At 67.2% G+C, this 22,241-nt stretch carries 18 protein-coding genes; 14 read left to right on the top strand and 4 right to left on the bottom strand.

Going from position 1 to position 22,241, the window contains the following annotated elements:
* Window positions 1-23: 23 nt before the first annotated feature.
* The 8 genes from dapA (at window position 24) to LZ586_RS02830 (ending at window position 10,300) form a co-directional block, all read left to right on the top strand.
* Window positions 24-905, top strand: coding sequence for a 4-hydroxy-tetrahydrodipicolinate synthase (gene dapA / locus LZ586_RS02865; RefSeq protein ID WP_235078187.1), 882 nt, complete (start codon window positions 24-26; stop codon window positions 903-905).
* A 212-nt stretch (window positions 906-1,117) separates the two neighbouring features.
* Complete coding sequence (locus LZ586_RS02860) at window positions 1,118-3,436, top strand: TonB-dependent receptor (protein WP_235078186.1); 2,319 nt, start codon at window positions 1,118-1,120, stop codon at window positions 3,434-3,436.
* Between the two features lie 135 nt (window positions 3,437-3,571).
* Window positions 3,572-4,054 carry an SsrA-binding protein SmpB gene (gene smpB / locus LZ586_RS02855; protein WP_235078185.1) on the top strand — a complete coding sequence of 161 codons (483 nt, stop codon included), beginning with the start codon at window positions 3,572-3,574 and terminating at the stop codon, window positions 4,052-4,054.
* A complete protein-coding gene (locus LZ586_RS02850; protein ID WP_235078184.1) occupies window positions 4,047-4,643 on the top strand; it encodes a DUF2062 domain-containing protein in 597 nt (198 codons plus the stop codon). The genes smpB and LZ586_RS02850 overlap by 8 nt, the downstream gene beginning before the upstream one ends.
* A gap of 52 nt (window positions 4,644-4,695) precedes the next feature.
* Window positions 4,696-6,789, top strand: a complete 2,094-nt coding sequence (locus LZ586_RS02845; RefSeq protein ID WP_235078183.1) for a M13 family metallopeptidase — start codon at window positions 4,696-4,698, stop codon at window positions 6,787-6,789.
* Between the two features lie 81 nt (window positions 6,790-6,870).
* On the top strand, window positions 6,871-9,261 hold the full coding sequence (locus tag LZ586_RS02840) for a response regulator (protein WP_235078182.1): 2,391 nt from the start codon (window positions 6,871-6,873) through the stop codon (window positions 9,259-9,261).
* Between the two features lie 38 nt (window positions 9,262-9,299).
* Complete coding sequence (locus LZ586_RS02835) at window positions 9,300-9,653, top strand: response regulator (RefSeq protein ID WP_235078181.1); 354 nt, start codon at window positions 9,300-9,302, stop codon at window positions 9,651-9,653.
* 95 nt (window positions 9,654-9,748) lie between these two features.
* The gene (locus LZ586_RS02830; protein WP_235078180.1) at window positions 9,749-10,300 is read left to right on the top strand and encodes a class I SAM-dependent methyltransferase; all 552 of its coding nucleotides are present in this window, start codon (window positions 9,749-9,751) and stop codon (window positions 10,298-10,300) included.
* A 29-nt stretch (window positions 10,301-10,329) separates the two neighbouring features.
* Here the strand turns inward: LZ586_RS02830 and LZ586_RS02825 are convergent, their stop codons facing one another.
* A complete protein-coding gene (locus LZ586_RS02825) occupies window positions 10,330-11,046 on the bottom strand; it encodes an MOSC domain-containing protein (protein WP_235078179.1) in 717 nt (238 codons plus the stop codon).
* A 350-nt stretch (window positions 11,047-11,396) separates the two neighbouring features.
* Here LZ586_RS02825 and recA point away from each other — a divergent pair, with 350 nt between their 5' ends.
* The 3 genes from recA to LZ586_RS02810 all read left to right on the top strand — a co-directional run bounded on the left by recA (window position 11,397) and on the right by LZ586_RS02810 (window position 14,098).
* Window positions 11,397-12,467, top strand: coding sequence for a recombinase RecA (gene recA / locus LZ586_RS02820; RefSeq protein ID WP_319938043.1), 1,071 nt, complete (start codon window positions 11,397-11,399; stop codon window positions 12,465-12,467).
* Window positions 12,468-12,647: 180 nt separating this feature from the next.
* Window positions 12,648-13,478, top strand: coding sequence for a class I SAM-dependent methyltransferase (locus tag LZ586_RS02815; protein WP_235078178.1), 831 nt, complete (start codon window positions 12,648-12,650; stop codon window positions 13,476-13,478).
* Entirely contained in the window at window positions 13,475-14,098 is a 624-nt protein-coding gene (locus LZ586_RS02810; RefSeq protein ID WP_235078177.1) for a glutathione S-transferase family protein, read from the top strand. Before LZ586_RS02815 ends, LZ586_RS02810 begins: the two co-directional genes overlap by 4 nt.
* A gap of 34 nt (window positions 14,099-14,132) precedes the next feature.
* Here the strand turns inward: LZ586_RS02810 and LZ586_RS02805 are convergent, their stop codons facing one another.
* Complete coding sequence (locus tag LZ586_RS02805) at window positions 14,133-15,458, bottom strand: dicarboxylate/amino acid:cation symporter (protein ID WP_235078176.1); 1,326 nt, start codon at window positions 15,456-15,458, stop codon at window positions 14,133-14,135.
* A 95-nt stretch (window positions 15,459-15,553) separates the two neighbouring features.
* Between LZ586_RS02805 and LZ586_RS02800 the strand changes: the two genes are divergently transcribed.
* From LZ586_RS02800 to LZ586_RS02790, 3 genes are all read left to right on the top strand, one after another.
* Window positions 15,554-16,810: a M24 family metallopeptidase gene (locus LZ586_RS02800; RefSeq protein WP_235078175.1), complete on the top strand. Its 1,257-nt coding sequence runs from the start codon at window positions 15,554-15,556 to the stop codon at window positions 16,808-16,810.
* A gap of 191 nt (window positions 16,811-17,001) precedes the next feature.
* A complete protein-coding gene (gene alaS, locus LZ586_RS02795) occupies window positions 17,002-19,659 on the top strand; it encodes an alanine--tRNA ligase (protein WP_235078174.1) in 2,658 nt (885 codons plus the stop codon).
* 58 nt (window positions 19,660-19,717) lie between these two features.
* Complete coding sequence (locus LZ586_RS02790) at window positions 19,718-20,233, top strand: hypothetical protein (RefSeq protein ID WP_235078173.1); 516 nt, start codon at window positions 19,718-19,720, stop codon at window positions 20,231-20,233.
* Here LZ586_RS02790 and LZ586_RS02785 read toward each other — a convergent pair.
* Both LZ586_RS02785 and LZ586_RS02780 read right to left on the bottom strand, forming a co-directional pair.
* Window positions 20,230-20,433, bottom strand: coding sequence for a hypothetical protein (locus LZ586_RS02785; protein WP_235078172.1), 204 nt, complete (start codon window positions 20,431-20,433; stop codon window positions 20,230-20,232). The two genes, LZ586_RS02790 and LZ586_RS02785, sit on opposite strands and share 4 nt — an antisense overlap.
* A gap of 16 nt (window positions 20,434-20,449) precedes the next feature.
* The gene (locus tag LZ586_RS02780; protein ID WP_235078171.1) at window positions 20,450-22,225 is read right to left on the bottom strand and encodes a cation:proton antiporter; all 1,776 of its coding nucleotides are present in this window, start codon (window positions 22,223-22,225) and stop codon (window positions 20,450-20,452) included.
* Window positions 22,226-22,241: the final 16 nt, after the last annotated feature.

Below are 22,241 nucleotides of genomic sequence, written 5' to 3'. Positions count from 1 at the left end.
TTGCGGGGTTGAGGAAGAATTCCATGTTTTCAGGCTCCATTCCGGCGCTGGTCACGCCCTTCCGCAACGGTGTCTTCGCCGAGGACGAATACCGTAGCCTAGTTGAATGGCAGATTGCCGAAGGGTCGAAGGCGCTGGTTCCGTGCGGGACCACCGGCGAGGCCGCGACCATGCCGAAGGAAGAGCATTTCCGCGTGGTGCGTGCCTGCGCCGAACAGGCGGCGGGCAGGGTGCCTGTCCTCGCCGGCGCCGGATCCAACGACACGAGCGTAGCGATCACCAACGTCCAGGCCGCCAAGGAAGCCGGCGCCGACGCCGTGCTGATGGTCCCGCCTTATTACAACCGCCCCAGCCAGGAAGGCATCTTCCGCCATTTCGAGGCGATCGCGCGCGCGGCCACGCTGCCGGTGGTGCTCTACAACGTTCCCGGCCGCACGGTGACCGACATCCAGCCCGCCACCATGGCGCGCATCGTCCGCGCCTTCCCCGACATCTATATCGGTGTGAAGGACGCGACCGGCCAGCTTACCCGCGTCTCGGAGCATCGCGCCGGCGGCGGCGAGAACTTCATCCAATTGTCGGGCAACGATGAAACCGCGCTAGCCTTCAACGCGATGGGCGGGGTGGGGTGCATCTCTGTCACGGCGAACGTCGCGCCGCGGCTCTGTGCCGAGTTCCAGGCTGCCTGGGCAGCCGGCGAGACTGCGCGGGCGCTCGCGCTTCACGACCGCTTGTATCCGCTGCACGTCGCGCTGTTCACCGACGCATCCCCCGGTCCGGTGAAATATGCGCTGGGCAAGGTTCGCCCAGGCTTCGCGCAGGAACTGCGCCTGCCGATGACCGAAGCGGGAGAGGCCAGCCGTGCGGCGGTCGACGCCGCGCTGGCGCATGCGGGGCTGCTCTGACGCAGCCGATTGCGTGAGGCGCAACTTACCTCGGCGCAAACAGAAACCTTTCGTCACAATCCCATCATAATGCCCGGCTAGCCCCTGATCGGGGGACAACACCCAGGTTCGAACTGCCGCGCCGCCGTTTGCTCTATCGAGCGAGCGGCGATGTTCGCGCGCGCCATTCGCGCCAAGACAAACAACCGTCCGAATACAAAGTGGGGAACAACATGAATTTCGTCACCGCTCGCCGCGCGCTGCTGTCCGGCGCCGCCCTTGCTGCCGCGCTTGGCGCCAGCAGCGCGTACGCACAGGACGCCGCGCCGAGCGCGTCCGGCACCGAAGAGGCCGAAGTCGGCGACGTCGTCGTCACCGCGCAGCGCCGCGAGGAGCGCCTGGTCGACGTGCCGGTCTCGGTCGCCGTCGTCCGCGGGCAGCAGCTGCGCGACTTCCAGGCGGCGGGCGACGACACGCTCGCGCTCGCCGGCCGCGTCCCCGGCCTGTATGCGGAGACCACCACCGGGCGCATCTTCCCGCGCTTCTACATTCGTGGCCTGGGCAATATCGACTTCTATCTCGGCGCCTCGCAGCCGGTGTCGATCATCCAGGACGATGTCGTGCTCGAGCATGTCGTGCTCAAGTCGAACCCGGTCTATGATCTCGACCGCGTCGAAGTGCTCCGCGGTCCGCAAGGCTCGCTGTTCGGCCGCAACACCACTGCCGGTATCATCAAGTTCGACACGATCCGCCCAAGCGACACCTTCGAGGGCCGCGCCTCGGCCTCGGTCGGCAGCTATGCCAGCACCAATCTCGACGCCGGCTTCGGCGGCCCGATCGTCGACGACCTGCTCTCGTTCCGCGTCTCGGGGCTGTACCAGCACCGCGACGGCTGGGTGGACAACAGCTATACCGGCCCTTCGTTCGACGGCACCCGCGGCGGCTTCAATGCGCTGGGCGGCTTCGACGACCGCAACCTGCGCCTCCAGCTGCGCCTCACCCCCAGCGACGCGCTGACCGTCGACCTGTCGGGCCATGGCCGCTGGTATGAGGGCACGTCGACGATCTTCCATCGCGGCGCATTGATCCGCGGATCGAACAGCGTCGAGAATGCCCCGCGCGACCGCGTCGCGCTCGACGAGGCGATGAACAACCCGCAGGCCTATGACACCTACGGCGCCTCGGCGCGCGTCAGCTACGATTTCGGCGGCGCGGTGCTGACGTCGATCTCGGCCTGGGAAACCACCGAAGGCTATAGCCGCGGCGATACCGATGGCGGCGCCGCGACGGCCTTTGCCGGCCCGGCTTATTATGGCGAATCGCAGGGCAATATCCGCGATCTCGACCAGTTCAGCCAGGAGCTGCGCCTCGCCAGCCCCGGCACCGGCCGCTTCAATTGGCAGGTCGGCGGCTATTATTTCGACAGCCGCGACATCACCGATTTTTACCAGCGCCGCTATTTCCTGACGACGCCGTTCAATGCGAACAATCCGAACAGCAACAACCCCAATAATTGGGTGCGCCTGCGCAACACCAACACCAGCTGGGCCGGCTTCGGCCAGCTCAGCTACGAGCTGACCGACGGCTTCACCATCACCGGCGGCGCGCGCATCACCAACGACACCAAGCGCACCCGCCTGCTCAAGACCGCCGATGGCGGCACTGGCCAGGTGACGTATACCGGCCGCCGCGACGTCGAGCTGGACGACACGCGCGAGAGCTGGGATCTCAGCGCGCTCTACAAGCTCAGCCAGGACGTAAGCGTCTATGCCCGCGTCGCCAGCGGCTTCCGCGGACCGACGATCCAGGGCCGCTCGGCGGTGTTCAACTCGGACTTCACGACGGCAGACTCCGAGACGATCCTGTCGTGGGAGGCCGGCATCAAGGGTTCGGCGCTCGACAATCGCGTGCGCTTCAACCTCAACGGCTTCTACTACACCGTCGACAACATCCAGCTGAACGCCAATGACGTGAACGGCAACGGCGTGCTGCTCAATGCCGACAAGGCGCAGGCATATGGCGTCGAGGCCGAGCTGGACGTCCGCCCGATCGACAACCTCGCGCTGTCGCTCGGCGGCAGCTGGCTGCACACCGAGATCAAGGACAGTGCCGCCCTGGCGCAGGTCTGCGTACTCGGCGGCGCGGTGGTCTGCACCGTCACCGATCCGACCGTGACGATCCCGGGCCGCGGCGTGTTCGCCAGCATCGACGGCAATCGCCTGCCCAATGCGCCGGAGTATAATTTCAACGTCGCGGCGCGCTACGACATCCCGGTCCAGGACGACGGCAAGTTCTTCGTCTCGAGCGACTGGAACGTGCAGGGCTTCACGAACTTCGTGTTGTACGACACCAAGGAGTTCAACTCTAAGGGCAACTTCGAAGGCGGTCTTAAGATCGGCTATGAAGGCGGCAACGGCGATTGGGAAATCGCGGCGTTCGCCCGCAACATCACCAATGAGAAGAACCTCAAGGGCGTGCTGGAGAACTACATGGCCGCAGTGTTCAACGATCCCCGGATCATCGGCGTCTCGTTCAACGGCCGCCTGCGGTAACGATCCCGTGAAATCCCCTCCCTGCTTGCAGGGAGGGGAAGAGGCACTCTGCACATCCCGCCGAGCCCTTTTCTTCGCCGCGCGACCCCAACGGCTTCCCTTCCGCTCCCGCCGCGCCTACATGCCCACCTTCCCATGGCCCGTCCCCGTCCCGCCACCTTCGAGAAAGTGAAGACCGTCGCCGAGAACCGGCGCGCGCGGTACGAATATTTCATCGAAACGGTCTATGAGGCCGGGCTCGCGCTCACCGGGACCGAGGTCAAGTCGCTGCGCTTCGGCGAAGGCTCGATCGCCGAGGCCTATGCCGAGGTGAAGGACAATGGGGTGTGGCTGGTCAACGCCAACATTCCCGAATTCAGCCACGGCAACCGCTATAATCACGAGCCCAAGCGGCCGCGTAAATTGCTCCTTCACGAGCGCGAGATAAACAAGCTTCATGGCGCGGTGGCGCGTGAAGGCATGACGCTCGTCCCCTTGTCGATCTACTTCAACGGCAGGGGCCGGGCGAAGGTCGAACTCGCGCTCGCAAAGGGCAAGAAGACGCATGACAAGCGGGACTCGATCAAGGAACGCGACTGGAAGCGGGAGCAAGGCCGGCTGCTCCGCGACCGTGGCTGAGCGGGGGCTGTTCCCCCGCTTCCGCGCTTGGGTCGACCGCAATCTCCCCACGCGCGAAAGCTTCGAATCGAACCGCTGGCTGAAGCCGCTCGGCCACCGAATCCTGCACCCCGCTCTGTGGCGGATGACGCGCCGTTCGATCCCGCGCGGCGTCGCGCTCGGCATGTTCACTGGCATCCTGATCCCGATGGGGCAGATCCCGGCGTCGGCGGTGCTGGCGCTGCCGCTGCGTGCCAATGTGCCCGCGGCGGCACTCACGACCTTCTTCACCAATCCGCTCACCACCCCGCTGCTGTTCATCCTCTATTACAAGGTGGGCGGGTGGAGCCTGGGGCTGGGCGGCACCACCGCCGCGGTCGCCAAGACCGCTGCCGCAAACGGCGGCTGGCTGCATTGGCTGGCGGCGGATGTCGGGCTGCCTACCGCGCTGGGCATGCTCATCTGCTCGATACTGGGTGCGGCGCTGGGCTATCTGATCAGCGCGCTCGGCTGGCGGCTGTGGATCGGGCACAAGTGGAACAAGCGCCGGCGCGAGCGTGGCGCGCACGAGGCAGCGGGCGGCGAGCCGGGGCAAATTCGCGTCGATTGACGCGGCGTACCAAGTAGTTAAGACGGCGCTTTCCTATTCTTGAGGATCTCCGATGCGCCTTTCGCTGCTCGCCACTTCCTTCCTCGCCGCGCCGGTCCTGCTGGCCGGCTGCACCCAGAGCGACACCCCGCCGCCGGCCTCGGTCGCCGAACAGACCGCAACCGTGTCGCAGGTCGCGGTCGGCCCGGTGGCGCCCTCCAACTCGGCGCGCCCGCAACTCGGCACCTATGGCTTCGACGCGGCGGGCATGGACCGCGCAATCGCGCCGGGTGACGACTTTTACGGCTTCGCCAACGGCAACTGGGCCAAGTCGACGCCGATCCCGGCCGACAAGTCGAACTATGGCGCCTTCAACGTCATCGCCGACCTGTCACAGGCACGCACCCGCGAGATCCTGGAAGCAGCCAAGTCCGACCCGGGCTCGAAGATCGGCACGTCCTATTCGACCTATCTCGACACCGCGGCGATCGATGCCAAGGGCCTGGCGCCGATCCAGCCCTGGCTGAACCAGATCAAGGCGGTGAACGCCAAGACCGGCCTCGCCGCGCTCTATGCCCAGGCCGATCGCAACGGCGTGCCCGGGCTGTTCGGCACCTATGTCGGACAGGACGACAAGAACCCGGAGGTTTACGCGCTGAGCCTGGGGCAGGGCGGTTTGGGCATGCCCGACCGCGATTATTACCTGTCGAAGGACGCCAAGCTGGCCGAGACCAAGGCGGCGTATGAAAAGCACCTCGCCACCGTCCTGACGCTCGCCGGCGAGCCCAACGCCGCCGCCCGCGCGAAGGCGATCGTCACGTTCGAGACCCGGGTCGCGCAGGCGCACTGGACGCGCATCGAAAGCCGCGACGCGAACAAGACCTATAACAAGATGACGGTCGCGCAGCTGACGAGAACCGCGCCGGGCTTCGACTTCAAGGGCTTCTTCACCGGCATCGGCGCGCAGGTCGACAGCGTCATCGTCGCGCAGCCTACCGCCGTTGCCGGCATCGCACGGCTGGTGCGTGCCACGCCGATCGCAGTGCTCAAGGACCAGCTGATCGTCCGCAGCCTCGACGGCTTCGCCGATGTGCTGCCGACCGCCTTCGACAAGGAGCAGTTCGCCTTTTACGGTACCGTTCTGTCCGGCACGCCCGAGCAGCAGGTCCGCTGGAAGCGCGCGGTGGACTACACCACCGGCGCCGTTTCGGACGAAGTCAGCCAGGCCTATGTCGCCAAGTATTTCCCACCCGAGACCAAAGCCGCGGCCGACGCGTTGGTGAAGAACGTCATCGCCGCGATGGACCGCCGCATCGACCAGCTCGACTGGATGGCACCGGAGACCAAGGTCAAGGCGCACGCCAAGCTTGCCGCCTTCACGCCCAAGATCGGCTATCCCGATCGCTGGCGCAGCTATGCCGACCTCCAGGTCGTCGCCGGCGACGCCTTCGGCAACAATGTCCGCGCCAACAACTGGTCGCATGACGAGAATATCGGCCATCTCGGCAAGCCGCTCCAGCGCTGGGAATGGGGCATGACTCCGATGGAAGTGAACGCCTATGCCAATTTCGGCATGGTCGAGATCGTCTTCCCCGCCGCGATCCTGCAGCCGCCCTTCTTCGATCCCAACGCCGATCCGGCGGTGAACTATGGCGGCATCGGCGCAGTGATCGGCCACGAGCTCAGCCACCATTTCGACGACCAGGGCGCCAAGTACAACGCCGAAGGTCGCCTGACCGACTGGTGGACGCCCGCCGATGTCGCGGCGTTCAAGAAGCGCACCGACGCGCTGGTGGCGCAGTACGACCAATACGAGCCGCTGCCGGGCCTGCATGTGAAGGGCGCGCTCACGCTTGGTGAGAACGTTGCGGACCTCGCCGGCCTCACGGTCGCGCACGATGCGTACACCGCGTCGCTGAACGGCAAGCCGGCGCCGGTGATCGACGGCGCCACCGCCGATCAGCGCTTCTACTTGGGATGGGCGCAGGTCTGGCGCCGCAACTACCGGGAGGCCAATCTGCGCCAGCGTCTGCTGACCGATCCGCACTCGCCGTCCGAGCAGCGCGCCTGGGTCGTGCGCAATCTCGACCCTTGGTACGCCGCATTCGCGCCGACCGCGGGTTCGAAGCTGTTCCTCACGCCCGAGCAACGCGTCCGCATCTGGTAACCGCCTCCGCAAGTCCCCCTCTCCGCGTGGGAGGGGGATTCGCTTGACCGGGACTTCCTGACCGAACAACGCTAAGGCGCCATGGCCACGCTGCCCCAGACCCCCCGCCCGAGAAAGTCGCTGCTTCCGCTCGCCACGGCAGTATCGGCGGGGCTCGCAGCAGCGGCGCTCGTGCTGCTCACGCTCAACGACCGCGCCGTGGCGGTCGGGTTCGCCGGCACCGGGCTTCTCCTTGCCGGCGTGCTCTGGTCCGGCCGCATGCTGTTCCGCAGCGAAGCCGCGGCCGATCCCGCTGCCGACTGGACCGTAGCCTACGCCCTCGCCGCCGCCAGCAGCGACGCGCTGGCCGTCACCGATCGTGGGGGCAGGCTCGTCTGCGCCAACGACCGGTTCGAAACCCTGTTCGGCGGCTGGCCCACGCCACCCAACGTGCCGGTCAGCGACACCGCTGCCGAGGCACTCGGCCAGGCCGCCCGTGCCGCCTGGCGCACCGGCGAGGCGCGGGCGGAAACGATCCAGGTTTTCGGCGCACCGATCACCGCGCACGTCTCGCGCGTTGGCGAGGATGCGCTGGTGTGGCGGTTCGTCGGCGTGCAGGCGCTCGATCTCGCCACGCAGGTGCAGGACCTGATCGACGGCGTCACCGGCGACCGCCTGGGCGCCAGCGGCATCATGACGGTGATGGTCACGCCCGCAGGCCGCGTGCGCGCCGCAAACCCAGTGTTCCGCGCCCGCGCGATGGGCAGCCCCGACGCCGCGATCGAGGGGCGCGACTTCGCCCGCTTTCTGATCACCGATTCGATCGGCCTGGTCCGCTTCGAGCGCGAGGGGCTGAACGGCACGCCGCTGCGCGTCCTCCAGATCCCCTTTCTCGAAGGGGAGGACTCGCCAATGCTGGTCGCGCTGCTCGACGAGGAGAATGTCCACATCTCTACGCCGGCGATCGGCCCCAGCGCGTCGGCGCATGTCCGTTCGCTGATCGCGCTGCTGCCCTCGGGCATCGCCCTGATCGATCGCGACGGCCGCTTCGTCCACATGAACGATCCGTTCGTGCGCGCCGCGCGGATCAATGCCGCCGCGCCGCCATTATACCCGATCGACCTGGTGGTGCGCGAGGACAAGGCCGCACTCGCCGACGCGGTCCGCCGCTTCGCCGCCGGCGCGGCGCAGTCCGCCGAGATGACGGTGCGCTTCACCGACGCGCCCGAGGAGCCGGTCGCGCTGACGATCGCCGGCGCGCGCGGGCTGGGCGATGCCGCGGTGCTCATCAGCCTTCGCGATTCGGGCGAGGAGGGCAAGCTCAAGCGCCAGGTCGCCCAGGCCACCAAGATGCAGGCGGTCGGCCAGCTCGCCGGCGGCGTCGCGCACGATTTCAACAACATCCTGACCGCGATCATCGGCCATTGCGACTTGATGCTGATGCGCCATTCGCCCGGCGACAGCGACTATGACGACATCCAGCAGATCCGGGCCAATTCGAACCGTGCCGCCAGCCTGACTCGCCAGCTGCTCGCCTTTTCGCGCCAGCAGACGCTGCGGCCGCAGGTGCTGCAGATCCCCGACGTCATATCGGAGGTGTCGAACCTCCTGAAGCGGCTGCTCGGTGAGACCGTGCGGCTCGAGGTCAAGCATGGCCGTAACCTGGGCCCGGTGCGCGCCGACCCGGGACAGCTCGAGCAGGTGGTGGTGAACCTGGCGGTCAATGCCCGCGACGCGATGCTGTCCGCCAACCCCCACAGCGGCGGCACGCTGACGATCGAGACACTGGCCGTTTCCGCCTCCGAAGTCCGCCGGATGGACGACGACGTGCTCCCGCTGGGCGACTACACCGCGCTGCGTGTTTCCGACACCGGAACCGGCATTCCCGTCGACATCCTTTCCAAGATCTTCGAACCGTTCTTCACCACTAAGGAAGTGGGGAAGGGCACCGGGCTGGGTCTTTCCACCGTCTACGGCATCATCAAGCAGTCGGGCGGCTTCATCTTCGCCGACAATGCGCCCGGCGGAGGCGGCGCCGAGTTCACCGTGTACCTGCCCGTCCACACCGCGCCCGAGGCGCAAGTCGCCAAGGCGCCGCTCACCAAGGAAAAGCCCGCCGACCTGTGGGGCAGCGGCACCGTGCTGGTGGTCGAGGACGAGGACATGGTCCGCGCGATCGCCGAGCGGGCGCTCACCCGCCAGGGCTATACCGTGGTAACCGCGGAGAATGGCGAAGTGGCGCTGGAGATGCTGGAGGGGCTTGAACGGCCCGATCTGCTTATCAGCGATGTCGTCATGCCGTTGATGGACGGTCCGACCATGGCCCGCCAGATCCGCCAAAGATATCCAGACCTGCCGATCCTGTTCATGTCGGGCTATGCCGAGGAACAACTCCGCCGCTCGATCGACCTCGACAATGTCGCCTTTCTCCCAAAACCCTTTTCCGTTCAACAACTTGCCGAAGCAACGCGCGACATCCTAAACAGCAAATAAAGCTTGGCCACCTCGCAAATCTCTGTAAAGGCTGTGTTATGTCCTCCCCGCGCCGTATCCTGATCGTCGAAGATGAACCTTTGATCTCGATGATGCTTGAGGATTTCATCGATGCACTCGACCGCGAAGTTGCGGGCGCTGCGGATAACGTCGCTGGCGCGATCGCGTTGATCGACCAGGGCGGCATCGACGCCGCGATCCTCGACGTGAACCTGCGCGCGGGCGAACAGAGCTGGCCCGTGGCCGAGCGACTGACTCGCGACGGCATCCCCTTCATCCTCGCGACCGGTGGCGCCGGCGACATGATCGCGGAGCCGTTCCGCGGCTGCCCAATCCTCTCGAAGCCGTTCACCATGGACGGCGTCGAAAAGGCATTGGACAGGCTCGCCTGAGCACCACGCCGGGGTTCCGGCCAGACCCGGGCATCGCCGGGTTCATCGTCAGCCATCTTCCTGTCGCACCGGTTTCCGGGATTGCCGAAATCCGGTTGCACAAGGCGACACCGCGCAGTGGCCTGCATCGGCTGGCGGCGCAGGATCCGGCCTTTGCCTCGCCTTATTGGGCCTATTCCTGGGCGGGTGGCCTGGCGCTCGCTCGCTACGTGCTCGATCATCCCGAGATCGTGCGGAGCCGAACCGTGCTGGACCTCGGCGCCGGCTCCGGCCTGGTCTCGATCGCCGCGGCGAAGGCGGGTGCCGCACGCGTGATCGCCGCCGAGATCGACCGTCATGCGGCGACGGCGCTTGCGCTCAACGCGGCGGAAAACGACGTCGTGATCGATATCCGCCACGCGGATCTGACCGGTGACGCGGCGCCGGCGGTGGACATCGTGCTTGCCGGCGACCTGTTCTATGCCGCCGACCTTGCGGAGCGCGTCATCCGCTTTCTCGACCGCTGCGTCGCCGCCGGTGCGAAGGTGCTGATCGGCGATCCCTGGCGCGCCGATCTGCCGATGGCGCGGCTGACCGAAGTGGCGCGCTATGAAGTATTCGAAACCGGCAGCACGCCCAAGCCGAGCGCGGTGTTCACCTTCTCCTGAGCTTTGCGGAGGGGCGCGTCCTGGCTGCGTCAGCCCACGACTCTGACGGCATCCCCCAGCCGGATCAGCCCGGGCCGCGCCGGAGCGGCATAGACGCCATAGGCGTTGCCGAACGCCTGGGCGACCGTCCGCAGGATCTTCGGCTCCTTCGATCCCGTGTCCGGGTCGATCGTGACCATTACGCAGCGGGGGATCGGGTCGGCGCAGTGCACCACCGCGCCATCCTCTTCGCTGCCGAATGCCAGCCGCAGCCCTCGCCAGTCCTCTACCCCCAGGTCGCTTTCGATCACCACATTGGCGCGAAACCGCCGCGGATCGATCGCTGCGCCATGCGCCGCTTCTACCCGGGCATGCCCACCGGTCGTCTGGATCGAGATCGGCATGGCATCATAGATCCCGCGCGCGACCTGGATCAGGTGGGCGGGCTCGCCCGACGCCGTCTCCAGATGCGCGCGCAACAGGGGATCGTGCAGCGACAGCACCGCGCCGTCCGGGGTTTCCACCAGCACGGCGCTCCGCTTGGGCGATCCCGGTTCGGCGAAGCGGGCCTGGTGCAGCACCATCGCCGGCACCTCGCGCGCAGTCAGCCAGGGGAAGCGCGTCCCGTTGGCGCTGCGCACGAATGCATATTGGCGGTCGCCTTCGATTCCCTGCCAGTCGACTTCGGCCGTCCGCAGCCGCTCGCCGGCCATCGACTTGACGGGAAAGCGATGAAGCTCGGCGACATGACCCACGATCCGCGACATGGGGGTGCGCTAGCGTCCGGGATGCGGGCGGGCAATGCCGCCGACGATGGATCGGCCCGCCGGGAGCGTGGCGCTACTGCATGCCCCATAGCTGGATGTTGGCGGTTCCCCGCCGGACCCCTCTGGTACCAGATCAGAAATCCGCCCGGCACAGGCTCCGCCGGCCGCGCCTCGCAGATCGATGATCCGGCCGGATCGCATCGGCAAGGCCGCGAGCACCGCAGCGTATTTCTCCCGAGCCACGCGGGCAGGATTTCAGAAGTTCCCCTCTTGTTCCGCGCGAACAAATGCGGTACACACCATCACAAGTTGAACGAAGCGCGCAAACTCTTTAGCGACGGGGACATCCGATGGCAGCATCCCTCAAGGTAATCGACGGCAATATGGCGGCATCCACAGACAAGCAGAAGGCGCTCGACGCCGCTCTCGCGCAGATCGACCGCGCCTTCGGCAAGGGCTCGGCGATGAAGCTGGGTTCGAAGGAGACGATGCAGGTAGAGGCGATCTCCACCGGCTCGCTCGGGCTCGACATCGCGCTCGGGGTCGGCGGATTGCCGCGCGGCCGGGTGATCGAGGTCTATGGTCCGGAAAGCTCGGGCAAGACCACGCTCGCGCTCCACGTCATCGCCGAGGCGCAGCGCGGCGGCGGCACGGCGGCGTTCGTCGATGCCGAGCATGCGCTCGATCCAGTCTATGCCAAGAAGCTGGGCGTCAACATCGACGAGCTGATCGTGTCGCAGCCCGACACCGGCGAGCAGGCGCTCGAGATCGTCGACACGCTGGTCCGCTCGAACGCGATTGACGTGCTGGTGGTGGACTCGGTCGCGGCGCTGGTGCCACGCGCCGAAATTGAAGGCGAGATGGGCGACAGCCATGTCGGCCTGCAGGCGCGCCTGATGTCGCAGTCGCTGCGCAAGCTCACCGGCTCGATCAGCCGTTCGCGCTGCATGGTGATCTTCATCAACCAGCTCCGCATGAAGATCGGCGTGATGTACGGCAATCCAGAGACTACCACCGGCGGCAACGCGCTGAAATTCTACGCTTCCGTCCGGCTCGACATCCGCCGTACCGGCCAGATCAAGGATCGCGACGAGATCATCGGCAACTCGACTCGCGTGAAGGTGGTCAAGAACAAGGTCGCGCCCCCGTTCAAGCAAGTCGAATTCGACATCATGTATGGCGAGGGCATTTCCAAGATCGGCGAGATCCTCGACATCGGCGTCAAGGCCGGGCTGGTCGAAAAGGCCGGCGCCTGGTTCTCGTACGACAGCGTCCGCATCGGTCAGGGCCGGGAGAATGCGAAGAACTTCCTTCGCGACAATGCCGAGCTTTGCAGCCGTCTCGAAGCCGCGATCCGGGGCCGCACCGATCAGGTGGCAGAGGGGCTGATGGCAGGTCCGGAACCCGACGACGATATCTGATGCAGTGGTTGGCCGCGTTCCCACATCTCGGGATCATCGGCATGGTCGATCGCAGGACCCGGCGCACCAGCATGCGCCGGGTCTTCGCGTTTCTTGAAGTTGAGAAGGGTGCGCGCAGACCGCAACTTCCTCAACTTCACGTCCTGTGATGGGCGGTAGCACGGGCGCCGGGGAGGTCAGGTGACCACGACATTCGACTGGACCGGCCGCGTCGGCGACGTCTGGGCGCAGGAGTGGCGGCGCACCGACCGCAGCCTGGCGGGCGTGGGCGCGGCGTTGAACGCGGCGATCCTGGATGCGGCACCTGACCATGGTGCCGCCCTCGACATCGGCTGCGGCGCGGGTGGCACATCGCTGGCGCTCGCTGCCCGGCGTCCCGACCTGGCGATCACCGGCGTCGATCTTTCGCCTGCGCTGATCGATGTCGCGCGCGAGCGGGCCGCCGGCAGGGCCAATCTTCGCTTCGAACGCGCCGATTCGCAGGCGCTTGGCGCGCGCGGCGCCAACCTGCTGTTCTCGCGCCACGGCGTGATGTTCTTCGCCGATGCGGTAGCGGGGTTCACCGCCCTGCGCCGCGCGGCCGCTCCCGGGGCGCCGCTGGTCTTCTCCTGCTTCCGCCCGCGCGAAAGCAATGAATGGGCCGTGGTGATCGATGACGCCGTCGGCAACCAGCCGGCTCCCTTCTCCGGCTACGCGCCCGGCCCCTATGGCTTGGCCGACGCCGACTTCACGCGCGACCTGCTCGGCCGATCCGGCTGGACCGGTGCCGCCGCGCACCCGATCGACTTCCGCTACGTCGCCGGCGCGGGCCCAGATCCGGTCGAAGACGCGCTGAGCTTCTTCTCACGAATCGGATCGGCGGCGCGCACCTTGGCCGATGCGACGCCGGAACGCCGCGAAGTCCTGCGCGCTTCACTGCGCGACGCCTTGACCCGCCACGTCCAGGATAATGTCGTCGCGTTCGACGGTGCCGCGTGGATCTGGACCGCGACTGCAGGAGAGCCGCTATGATCACCGTCCACCATCTCGAGAATTCGCGCTCGCAGCGGATCCTCTGGCTGCTCGAGGAACTCGGGCTTTCCTACACGGTCCGCCGCCATGAGCGGAACAAGGCGACGATGCTCGCGCCCGCCGAGCTGCGCCGCGTCCATCCGCTCGGCAAGGCGCCGGTGATCGAGGATGGCGACCATGTCGTGGCCGAGACCGGAGCGATCATCGAATATCTGGTCGAAAAGGCCGATGGCCGGCTCGGCCCGCCCGCGCACCGCGCCGACGTGCTCCGCTACCGCCACTTCCTCCATTATGCCGAGGGCTCGCTGATGCCGCCTTTGTTCACCACCTTGGTGCTCAGCCGCGTGCCGCTGTTCGGCAAGGCTGCGATCAAGAAGTTCCGCCCGATGGTCGACGTCCATCTCGATTATGTCGAGGCCGAGCTGGCGCAGCGCCCCTGGTTCGCCGGCAAGGAGATCACCGCCGCCGACGTCATGATGAGCTTCCCGCTCGAAGCCGCAGTCACCCGCGCTGCCGCCACGCAAGGCCGTCCGCACATCGCCGCCTGGCTCGAAAAGATCCACGCCCGCCCGGCCTATCAGGCGGCACTGAAAGCCGGCGGCCCCTACGCCTACGCCTGACTAGATCCGACCGGGACGGGGACCAGCGCCGGCCTCAGCCCTGCGGCTTGCCATAGTCCTGGAAGCTGTCGGCATCCCCCGGCAGCGCCCCCGGGACCGCCACGACCGGCTCAGCAGCCTCCGGCGCGTCGAGCTGCCCCTCCCAGCGCGCCACCACCACGCTCGCCACGGCATTGCCGATCACGTTGGTCGCGGTGCGGCCCATGTCGAGGAAATGGTCGACCGCCAGGATCAGCAGTATGCCGGCTTCGGGAATGTTGAAATGCGCCAGCGTGCCGGTGATCACCACCAGGCTGGCGCGCGGCACCCCTGCGACGCCCTTGCTGGTGATCATCAGGATCAGCAGCATCTGGATCATCGTGCCCCAGTCGAGGTGGATGCCATAGGCCTGGGCGATGAAGATCGACGCGAACGTCATGTACATCATCGAGCCGTCGAGATTGAACGAATAGCCCAGCGGCAGCACGAAGCTGGCGATCTTCGGCGGCACGCCGAAGCGGTCGAGCGCTTCCAGCGTGCGCGGATAGGCGGCTTCGGAAGAGGCGGTCGAGAAGCCGAGCAGGATCGGATCGCGCAGATAGCGGATCAGCGTGCCGGTGCGCCGCCCGACGAACAGGAAGCAGGCGCCGAGCAGCACTGCCCACAAGGCGGCAAGTCCGAGATAGAAGCTGCCCATGAAGAAAGCGAGATCGCCGACCACGCCGAGCCCCTTTGTCGCCAGCGTCCGCGCCACCGCGCAGAACACCGCCACCGGCGCGAACAGCATGACATAGCTGGTCACCGTCAGCATCACCGCGACCAGCGCCTCGAGCCCGCGGACCAGCGGCGCGCCCTTTTCGCCGACAGCGGCGAGGCCGACGCCGAAGAACAGTGAGAAGATCACCAGCTGGAGGATGTCGTTGGTCGCCATCGCGTCGATCGCCGAGGTCGGCACGATGTGGATGAAGAACTTGGCCGCGTCGAAGCCGGCGCGGTCGACCCCGCTCGAGGCCGCGGCGTCGGGCAGCGGAAGATGCAGCCCGGTGCCGGGATGCAGGAAGTTCACCAGCAACAGGCCCAGGGTCAGCGACACCAGGCTCGCGCAGACGAACCAGAAGAACGCCTTGAGCCCGACACGGCCGATCGCCCCGCCGCCGCCCATATGCGCGATGCCGACCACGAGGGTGGAGACCACCAGCGGCGCGATGATCATCTTGATCAGATGGAGGAACATCTGAGTGGGAATGTCGAAGCCATACGCGATGTTGGCCAGCCGCTCGGTTCCCGCGCCGCCATCGTCATAGGCGACGTTGAGCGCCCAGCCGACCAGGCCCCCGAGCACCAGCGCCGCCAGAATCCACCAAGTAAGCCGCTTACCCACGCAATCCCCCAACCAAGTTCGCGCCACGGAAGGGGATTGTCGCCGCCGGGTCAAGCGCCCTATCGCTCGCCCAGCCGAATTGAGGGGAGATTCCGATGCCGTCCACCACCCGCAGGCAGTTGCTCGCCGCCGCCGCCGCGCTGCCGCTCCTCGGCGCGGCTTCGGTGCTCCGCGCCGCCGAGCCCGATCTCTCGGCGCTGCGCAACCTCACCACCGACGTGGTGCCGATCACCGTCGCCGAGCGCCGCGCCCGCATGGCCAAGGCGCAGTCGCTGATGAAGGCCGCGGGCATCGGCGCGATCCTGGTCGAGCCGGGCTCCTCGCTGGTCTATTTCACCGGGCTGCGGTGGGGCCGCAGCGAGCGGCTGACTGCGCTCGTCCTTCCCGTCGAAGGCGAGCCGTGCATCGTCACGCCGTTCTTCGAGGCACCGCGCACCCGCGAGGGCCTGGCCATCCCCGCCGACGTCCGCGTCTGGCAGGAGCATGAGGACCCGCTGCGCCTGATCGCGGGCTTCCTGCGCGAGCGCAGGCTGGCCGCGCGCCCGATCGGCATCGAGGAAACCGCGCGCTTCTTCGCGTTCGACGGCCTGCGCCGCGCGCTGCCGGACACGCAGATCGTCTCGGCCAATCCCGTCGTCCGCGGCTGCCGGATGATCAAGTCGCCCGCCGAAATCGCGCTGATGCAGCGCGCCACCGACGTGACGATCGCCGCCTATCGCTGGGTCCATCCGCGCGTCGAGAAAGGCATGACTCAGCGCGACATCGCCGCATTGATGGACGCTGCGACCACCAGGCTGGGCGGCGAGCCCGAGTTCAGCCTAGTGCTGGTGGGAGAGGGCGCCGCTTATCCGCACGGGACCAAGACGCCGGCCAACGTCGCCGATGGCCGCATCGTCCTGATGGATTGCGGCTGCGCGGTGCAGGGCTATCAGTCCGACGTATCGCGCACCTTCGTCCACGGTACCCCCTCGGCCGAGCAGCGCAGGGTCTGGGACCAGGTTGCCCAGGGCCAGCACGTCGCCTTCGAGACCGCGAAGCTCGGAACGCCGGCCGGCCAGGTCGACGATGCTGTCCGCCGCTATTACGCCACGCAGGGCTATGGCCCCGATTACACGCTCCCCGGCCTGTCGCACCGCACCGGCCACGGCATCGGCCTGGATGGCCACGAGCCCGTCAACCTCGTCCGCGGCGAGACGACTCGGCTGGCGCCGGGCATGTGCTTCTCGAACGAGCCCGGCATCTACATTCCCGGCAGCTTCGGCGTGCGGCTGGAAGATTGCTTCCACATGACCGAGGCGGGACCGAAATGGTTCAGCACCCCGCCGCGCTCGATCGACAAGCCGATGGGCTGAGCAGGTTCCCCTCCCGCTTGCGGGAGGGGCCAGGGGAGGGGACGACAGCCTCCCGAAGGTCGTATCTGGCCAAGCCCTCCCCCGACCCCTCCCGCAAGCGGAAGGGGAGCGAAGGCCGGGACACACGCCCCGCAACCAAACACCCACCCTTTCACTTGAGCCGGACCGCGCCACCGCTTAAGTCGGCGACCATGACGTCGACCAACGATATCCGCCGCTCCTTCCTCGACTATTTCGAGGGCCAGGGTCATGCCCGTGTTCCGAGCGCGCCGCTCGTCCCGCACAACGATCCCACGCTCATGTTCGTGAACGCCGGCATGGTGCCGTTCAAGAACGTGTTCACCGGGCTGGAGACGCGGCCCTATGTGACGGCGACGTCGTCGCAAAAGTGCGTCCGCGCCGGCGGCAAGCATAATGATCTCGACAATGTCGGCTACACGGCGCGTCACCACACCTTCTTCGAAATGCTCGGCAATTTCTCGTTCGGCGACTATTTCAAGGAACAGGCGATCACCCATGCCTGGACCCTGCTGACCCAGGTCTGGGGCATTTCCGCCGAGAAGCTCGTCGTCACTGTCTATCACACCGACGATCAGGCGTTCGATCTGTGGAAGAAGATCGCCGGGCTTCCCGATCACAAGATCATCCGCATCGCGACCAAGGACAATTTCTGGGCGATGGGCGCCGATGGTCCGTGCGGGCCGTGTTCGGAAATCTTCTACGATCATGGCGAGCACATCTATGGCGGCCCTCCCGGCAGCCCCGAGGAAGATGGCGACCGTTTCGTCGAGATCTGGAACCTCGTCTTCATGCAGTTCCTGCAGGAAGCCGACCAGATCGTCGGCGACTTGCCGCGCCCGTCGATCGACACCGGCATGGGGCTCGAGCGGATCGCCGCGGTGCTCCAGGGCGTCCACGACAATTACGATACCGATACCTTCAAGGCGCTGATCGCGGAAAGCGGCGCGCTGACCGGCTCGTCCACCACGGGCGAGAACCAGGCTAGCCACCGCGTCATTGCCGACCATCTTCGCGCATCGGGCTTCCTCGTCGCCGATGGCGTGCTGCCGGCCAATGAAGGCCGCGGCTATGTCTTGCGCCGGATCATGCGCCGCGCGATGCGCCACGCGCACATCCTGGGTGCGAAGGATCCGCTGATGTACCGCATGGTGCCCAGCCTCGTTGCCGAAATGGGGGCCGCTTTCCCCGAGCTCGTCCGCGCGCAGCCGCTGATCGAGGCGACGTTGCTTCAGGAGGAAACGCGCTTCCGCCAGACGCTCGCCAACGGCCTGCGCCTGCTCGACGAAGCGACTCTGACGATGGCCGAGGGCGATACCTTGCCCGGCGCCACGGCGTTCAAGCTCTACGACACCTTCGGCTTCCCCTATGACCTGACCGAGGACGCGCTGCGCGCCAAGTCGATCGCAGTCGATCGCGCGGGCTTCGATGCCGCCATGGCCGAGCAGAAGCGCGCCGCGCGGGCCGCCTGGAAGGGATCGGGCGAAAAGGCCTCGGACGAGCTCTGGTACGATCTTGCCGACGAGTTCGGCGGCACCGAGTTCATCGGCTATGCCGCCGAGGAAGGCGAAGGCGAAGTCGTCGCGATCATCAAGGATGGCGCGCGGGTCGACCGCGCCGGGCCCGGCGAGCGCGTCTCGGTCGTGTTCAACCAGACTCCCTTTTACGGCGAGAGCGGGGGCCAGGTCGGAGACGCCGGCAGCATCTCGAGCGAGAAGGGGCTCAAGGCCACCGTATCCGACACGCACAAATATCTCGGCCGGGTCTTCGCGCACGACGTGACGATCGAAGCCGGCGAGCTGGCGCTGCGCGATGCGGTGCACCTCATTGTCGATCACGCCCGTCGCGGCGCCATCCGCGCGAACCACAGCGCCACGCACTTGCTGCACGAAGCGCTGCGCGAGCGCCTGGGCGGCCATGTCGCGCAAAAGGGCAGCCTCGTCGCGCCCGAGCGCCTGCGCTTCGATTTCTCGCAGCCCACCGGCATGACTCAGGACGACATCGCTCAGGTCGAAGCGGACGTGAACCGTCACATCCGCGGCAATGGCAGCGTCGTCACGCGCCTGATGACTCCGGACGAAGCGATCGCGGAAGGCGCGATGGCATTGTTCGGCGAGAAATATGGCGACGAGGTCCGCGTCGTCTCGATGGGCACCAACGATGAAGGGAAGACCTATTCGCTGGAACTCTGCGGCGGCACGCATGTCGGCGCGCTCGGCGAAATCGGCCTGTTCAAGATCGTCGACGAAGGCGCATCCTCCTCGGGCATCCGCCGGGTCGAGGCGCTGACCGGCGAAGCCGCACGCCAGTGGCTCGCCGCGCGTGACGCCAAGCTGCGCGAGACCGCTGCCGTGCTCAAGGCCTCGCCCGACGAAGTGCCCGCGCGGGTCGCGACGCTGGTCGAAGATCGCCGCCGTCTGGAACGCGAATTGGCGGAGGCGAAGAAGGCGCTCGCATTGGGCGGTGGCGGCGCGGGGGCTCCGACCGGCCCCGAGCAGGTCGGCGGCATCAACTTCATCGGCCAGGTGCTCGATGGTCTCGAAGCCAAGGCACTCCGTGGCGCGGTCGACGACGCCAAGCAGCGCATCGGCTCAGGCGTGGTCGCCTTGGTCGCCGTCAACGAAGGCCGCGCTTCGGTTGCGGTTGGCGTCTCCGATGGCCTCGGCATCAGCGCGGTCGATCTGGTCAAGGTCGCCGTGGCGGCGCTGGGCGGGCAGGGCGGCGGCGGCCGCCCCGATATGGCCCAGGGCGGCGGCCCCGACGGAGCAAAGGCCGCAGAGGCAGTGGCTGCGGTCCGGGCAGCGCTGGCGGAGGCAAAGGCCGCGGCCTGAAATACACGATCCGGTAACCGCAACATCCTAGTCTTCGCCCAACAAGAGGGAGACTGGGATGCTGCTGTACCTGCTGTCCGCGCTGCTGCAAAATGCTCCGGAGCGGCAATTGCTCCCATCTCCGCCTGCGCCGCCCGCGCCACCGGCACCGCCAATCTACCCAAGGTTTGAGCGCGCTCCGCTACGGATCGAGCGCTATGTCGTCGACGTGGAGATCGTCGCGGGCAGCGAGCAGCTTTGGCAAGGCACGCTGCGCGTGGCGACGGGGCAGGGCGCGAGCCTGCGTCGAGAGGTCAGCCAAGCGTCGGCCCTGGAATGTGGCGAACGGACCTATCCGCGTGGGGATCAGAGCTTGATCTCGCTGACCCTCACCCCCCAGCGCTCCGACGATACAAGCGGTCTGGCCGACCTGCGGGTGCGGTGGGGACGTCCCGCGCCAGACGCCTGCGCTTCGAGCGGAAGCAGCGCGCGCGCGGTGGAACTCAATCAGTCCGTAAGGATCGAGGCCGGCAAGTGGGTCACGGTAACCGGCGATGCCGGGCTGGTGGTTCGTCTCCGCCGGCGCGGAAGCTAGCCCGCAGATAGCAGCGTTTGGTCGAAAAACGGCAGCAGCTCGCTGCGCACGCGCCCGTCGGGCGTCCAGTGGCGCCCGCGCCAGCCGCCGCGATATTCCTCGGCTTCGCAGGGCACGCCATATTCATAGAGCTGGTGCGTGAATGCCTGGTTCGAATAGACGTGATGGCATGACGCGGCACCCAGGATGCGGCGAGACACCGCAGCGGGCAAGTCCTCACTCCGCCGCTTTGCCCAGCCGCACGCGGCGAATCCGCGGATCGCGCTCGATCCCGGCGGCGAGCCGGATCGATTTGCGCATCTCGTCGCGCTTCTCGTGGATGGAGGCGATGACCGGGCCCACCGGCATGCCCAGATCGACCAGCACCGCTTCGGAGAGTTGGAGCGAGCTTTCCAGCGTCTCGGGCACTGCGTCGGTCACCCCCGCGCGGTACAGTTCGGCGGCATGCGCCGCATCGCGGGCGCGGGCGATGATCGGCAGATCGGGCACCCAGGCGCGCACGCGCTTCGCCAGCCGGACCGTGAGCACCGGATCGTCCATCGTCAGGATCAGCGCGCGGGCGTGCCCCAGCCGCAATTGGTCGACCAACTCGGTGCGGGTGACGTCGCCGAACAGCACGGTATAGCCCTCGCGCCGGGCCGCGTTCACATTGTCGATGTCGGCATCCACTGCCAGAAAGGGCAGGTCGTGCCGCTGGAGCATGTCGGCCACGGTCCGGCCGACCCGGCCGAAGCCGATGATGACGGCGCCGGGAACCACCTGGTCGATCGCCGGGTCGGAACTCTCGCCCGAAGTGCCGCGCTCGATCAGCCGCGACACCAACTGTCCGGCCTTGGCCAGCAGCGGGGTGGCGGTGAGCCCGATCGCCGTGACGGTCGTCCAGAACGCGCCGGTGGCGGGTGCGATCAGTCCTGCGGCACCGGCGACCCCCAGCACGATCAGCGTCGTCTCGGACGGGCTGGCCATCAGCACGCCGGTCTCCGCGGCGGTTCCCGTCCGCGCGCCCGAAATCTTCAGCAGCCCCATCGTCACGGCCACCTTGACCAGCATCACCAGCATCGTCGCGCCGAGCAGCGAACCCCAATTCTGCGCGACGAAGCTCAGGTCCAGCCGCATGCCCACGGTGATCAGGAACACGCCCAGCGCCAGCCCCTTGAACGGGGCGGTGATCGCTTCGACTTCGCCATGATATTCGGTCTCGGCGATCAGCAGGCCCGCGATCAGCGCGCCGACAATCGGCGACAGCCCCGCCGCCGCGGTCGCCAGGCTCGCGACGATCACCACCAGCAGGCTCGCGGCGAGGAACAGCTCGGGGCTCTTGGTCCGTGCCGCCTGGGCGAACATCCGCGGGAGCAGGAAACGCCCGCCGACGAACAGCACCGCAACGGTCACCACGCCCGCGCCCAGCGTCCGCAGCAACCCCCACATGCCGGCATCGCCCGCCGACGGTGCCAGCGCGCCCAGCATGAAGATGATCGGCACCAGCGCCAGATCCTCGAACAGCAGCATCGCAAACGCCGCGCGCCCGACCGCGCTGGTCGTGCCGGCGATGGGAACCACGAGGGCGGTGGAGGACAATGCCAGCGCCAGCCCCAGCCCGATCGACCCGCCAGTGCTCAGCCCGGTGAGGTAGAAAGCCCCGGCCAGGATCAGCCCGGCGCCGAGCAATTCGGCCGCGCCCACGCCGAACACCAGCGTCCGCATCGCCCACAGCCTGCGGAACGACAATTCTAGCCCGATCGAGAACAGCAACAGGATGATGCCGAACTCGGCGAACGGCTCGATCGAGTGCACGTCGGAAATGGTGAGATAATACAGCCAGGGGTTCTGCCCGACCAGCGCGCCCAGTGCCGAAGGGCCCACCAGCGCGCCGACCAGGATGAACCCGATCACCGGGCTGATCCGGAACCGCGCAAAGGCCGGAATGACCAGCCCAGCCGCACCGAGGATCACGAGGGCGTCGCTGAGGCCGCTGTTCTGAAGGGTGAGCATCGGTGTATCTAAGCGG

This window comes from Sphingomonas sp. S2-65 (assembly GCF_021513175.1).
Classification (GTDB): Bacteria; Pseudomonadota; Alphaproteobacteria; order Sphingomonadales; family Sphingomonadaceae; genus Sphingomonas.
The sequence above is the reverse complement of the archived record's forward strand: the minus strand, read 5'-3'. Positions and strand labels throughout refer to the sequence as shown.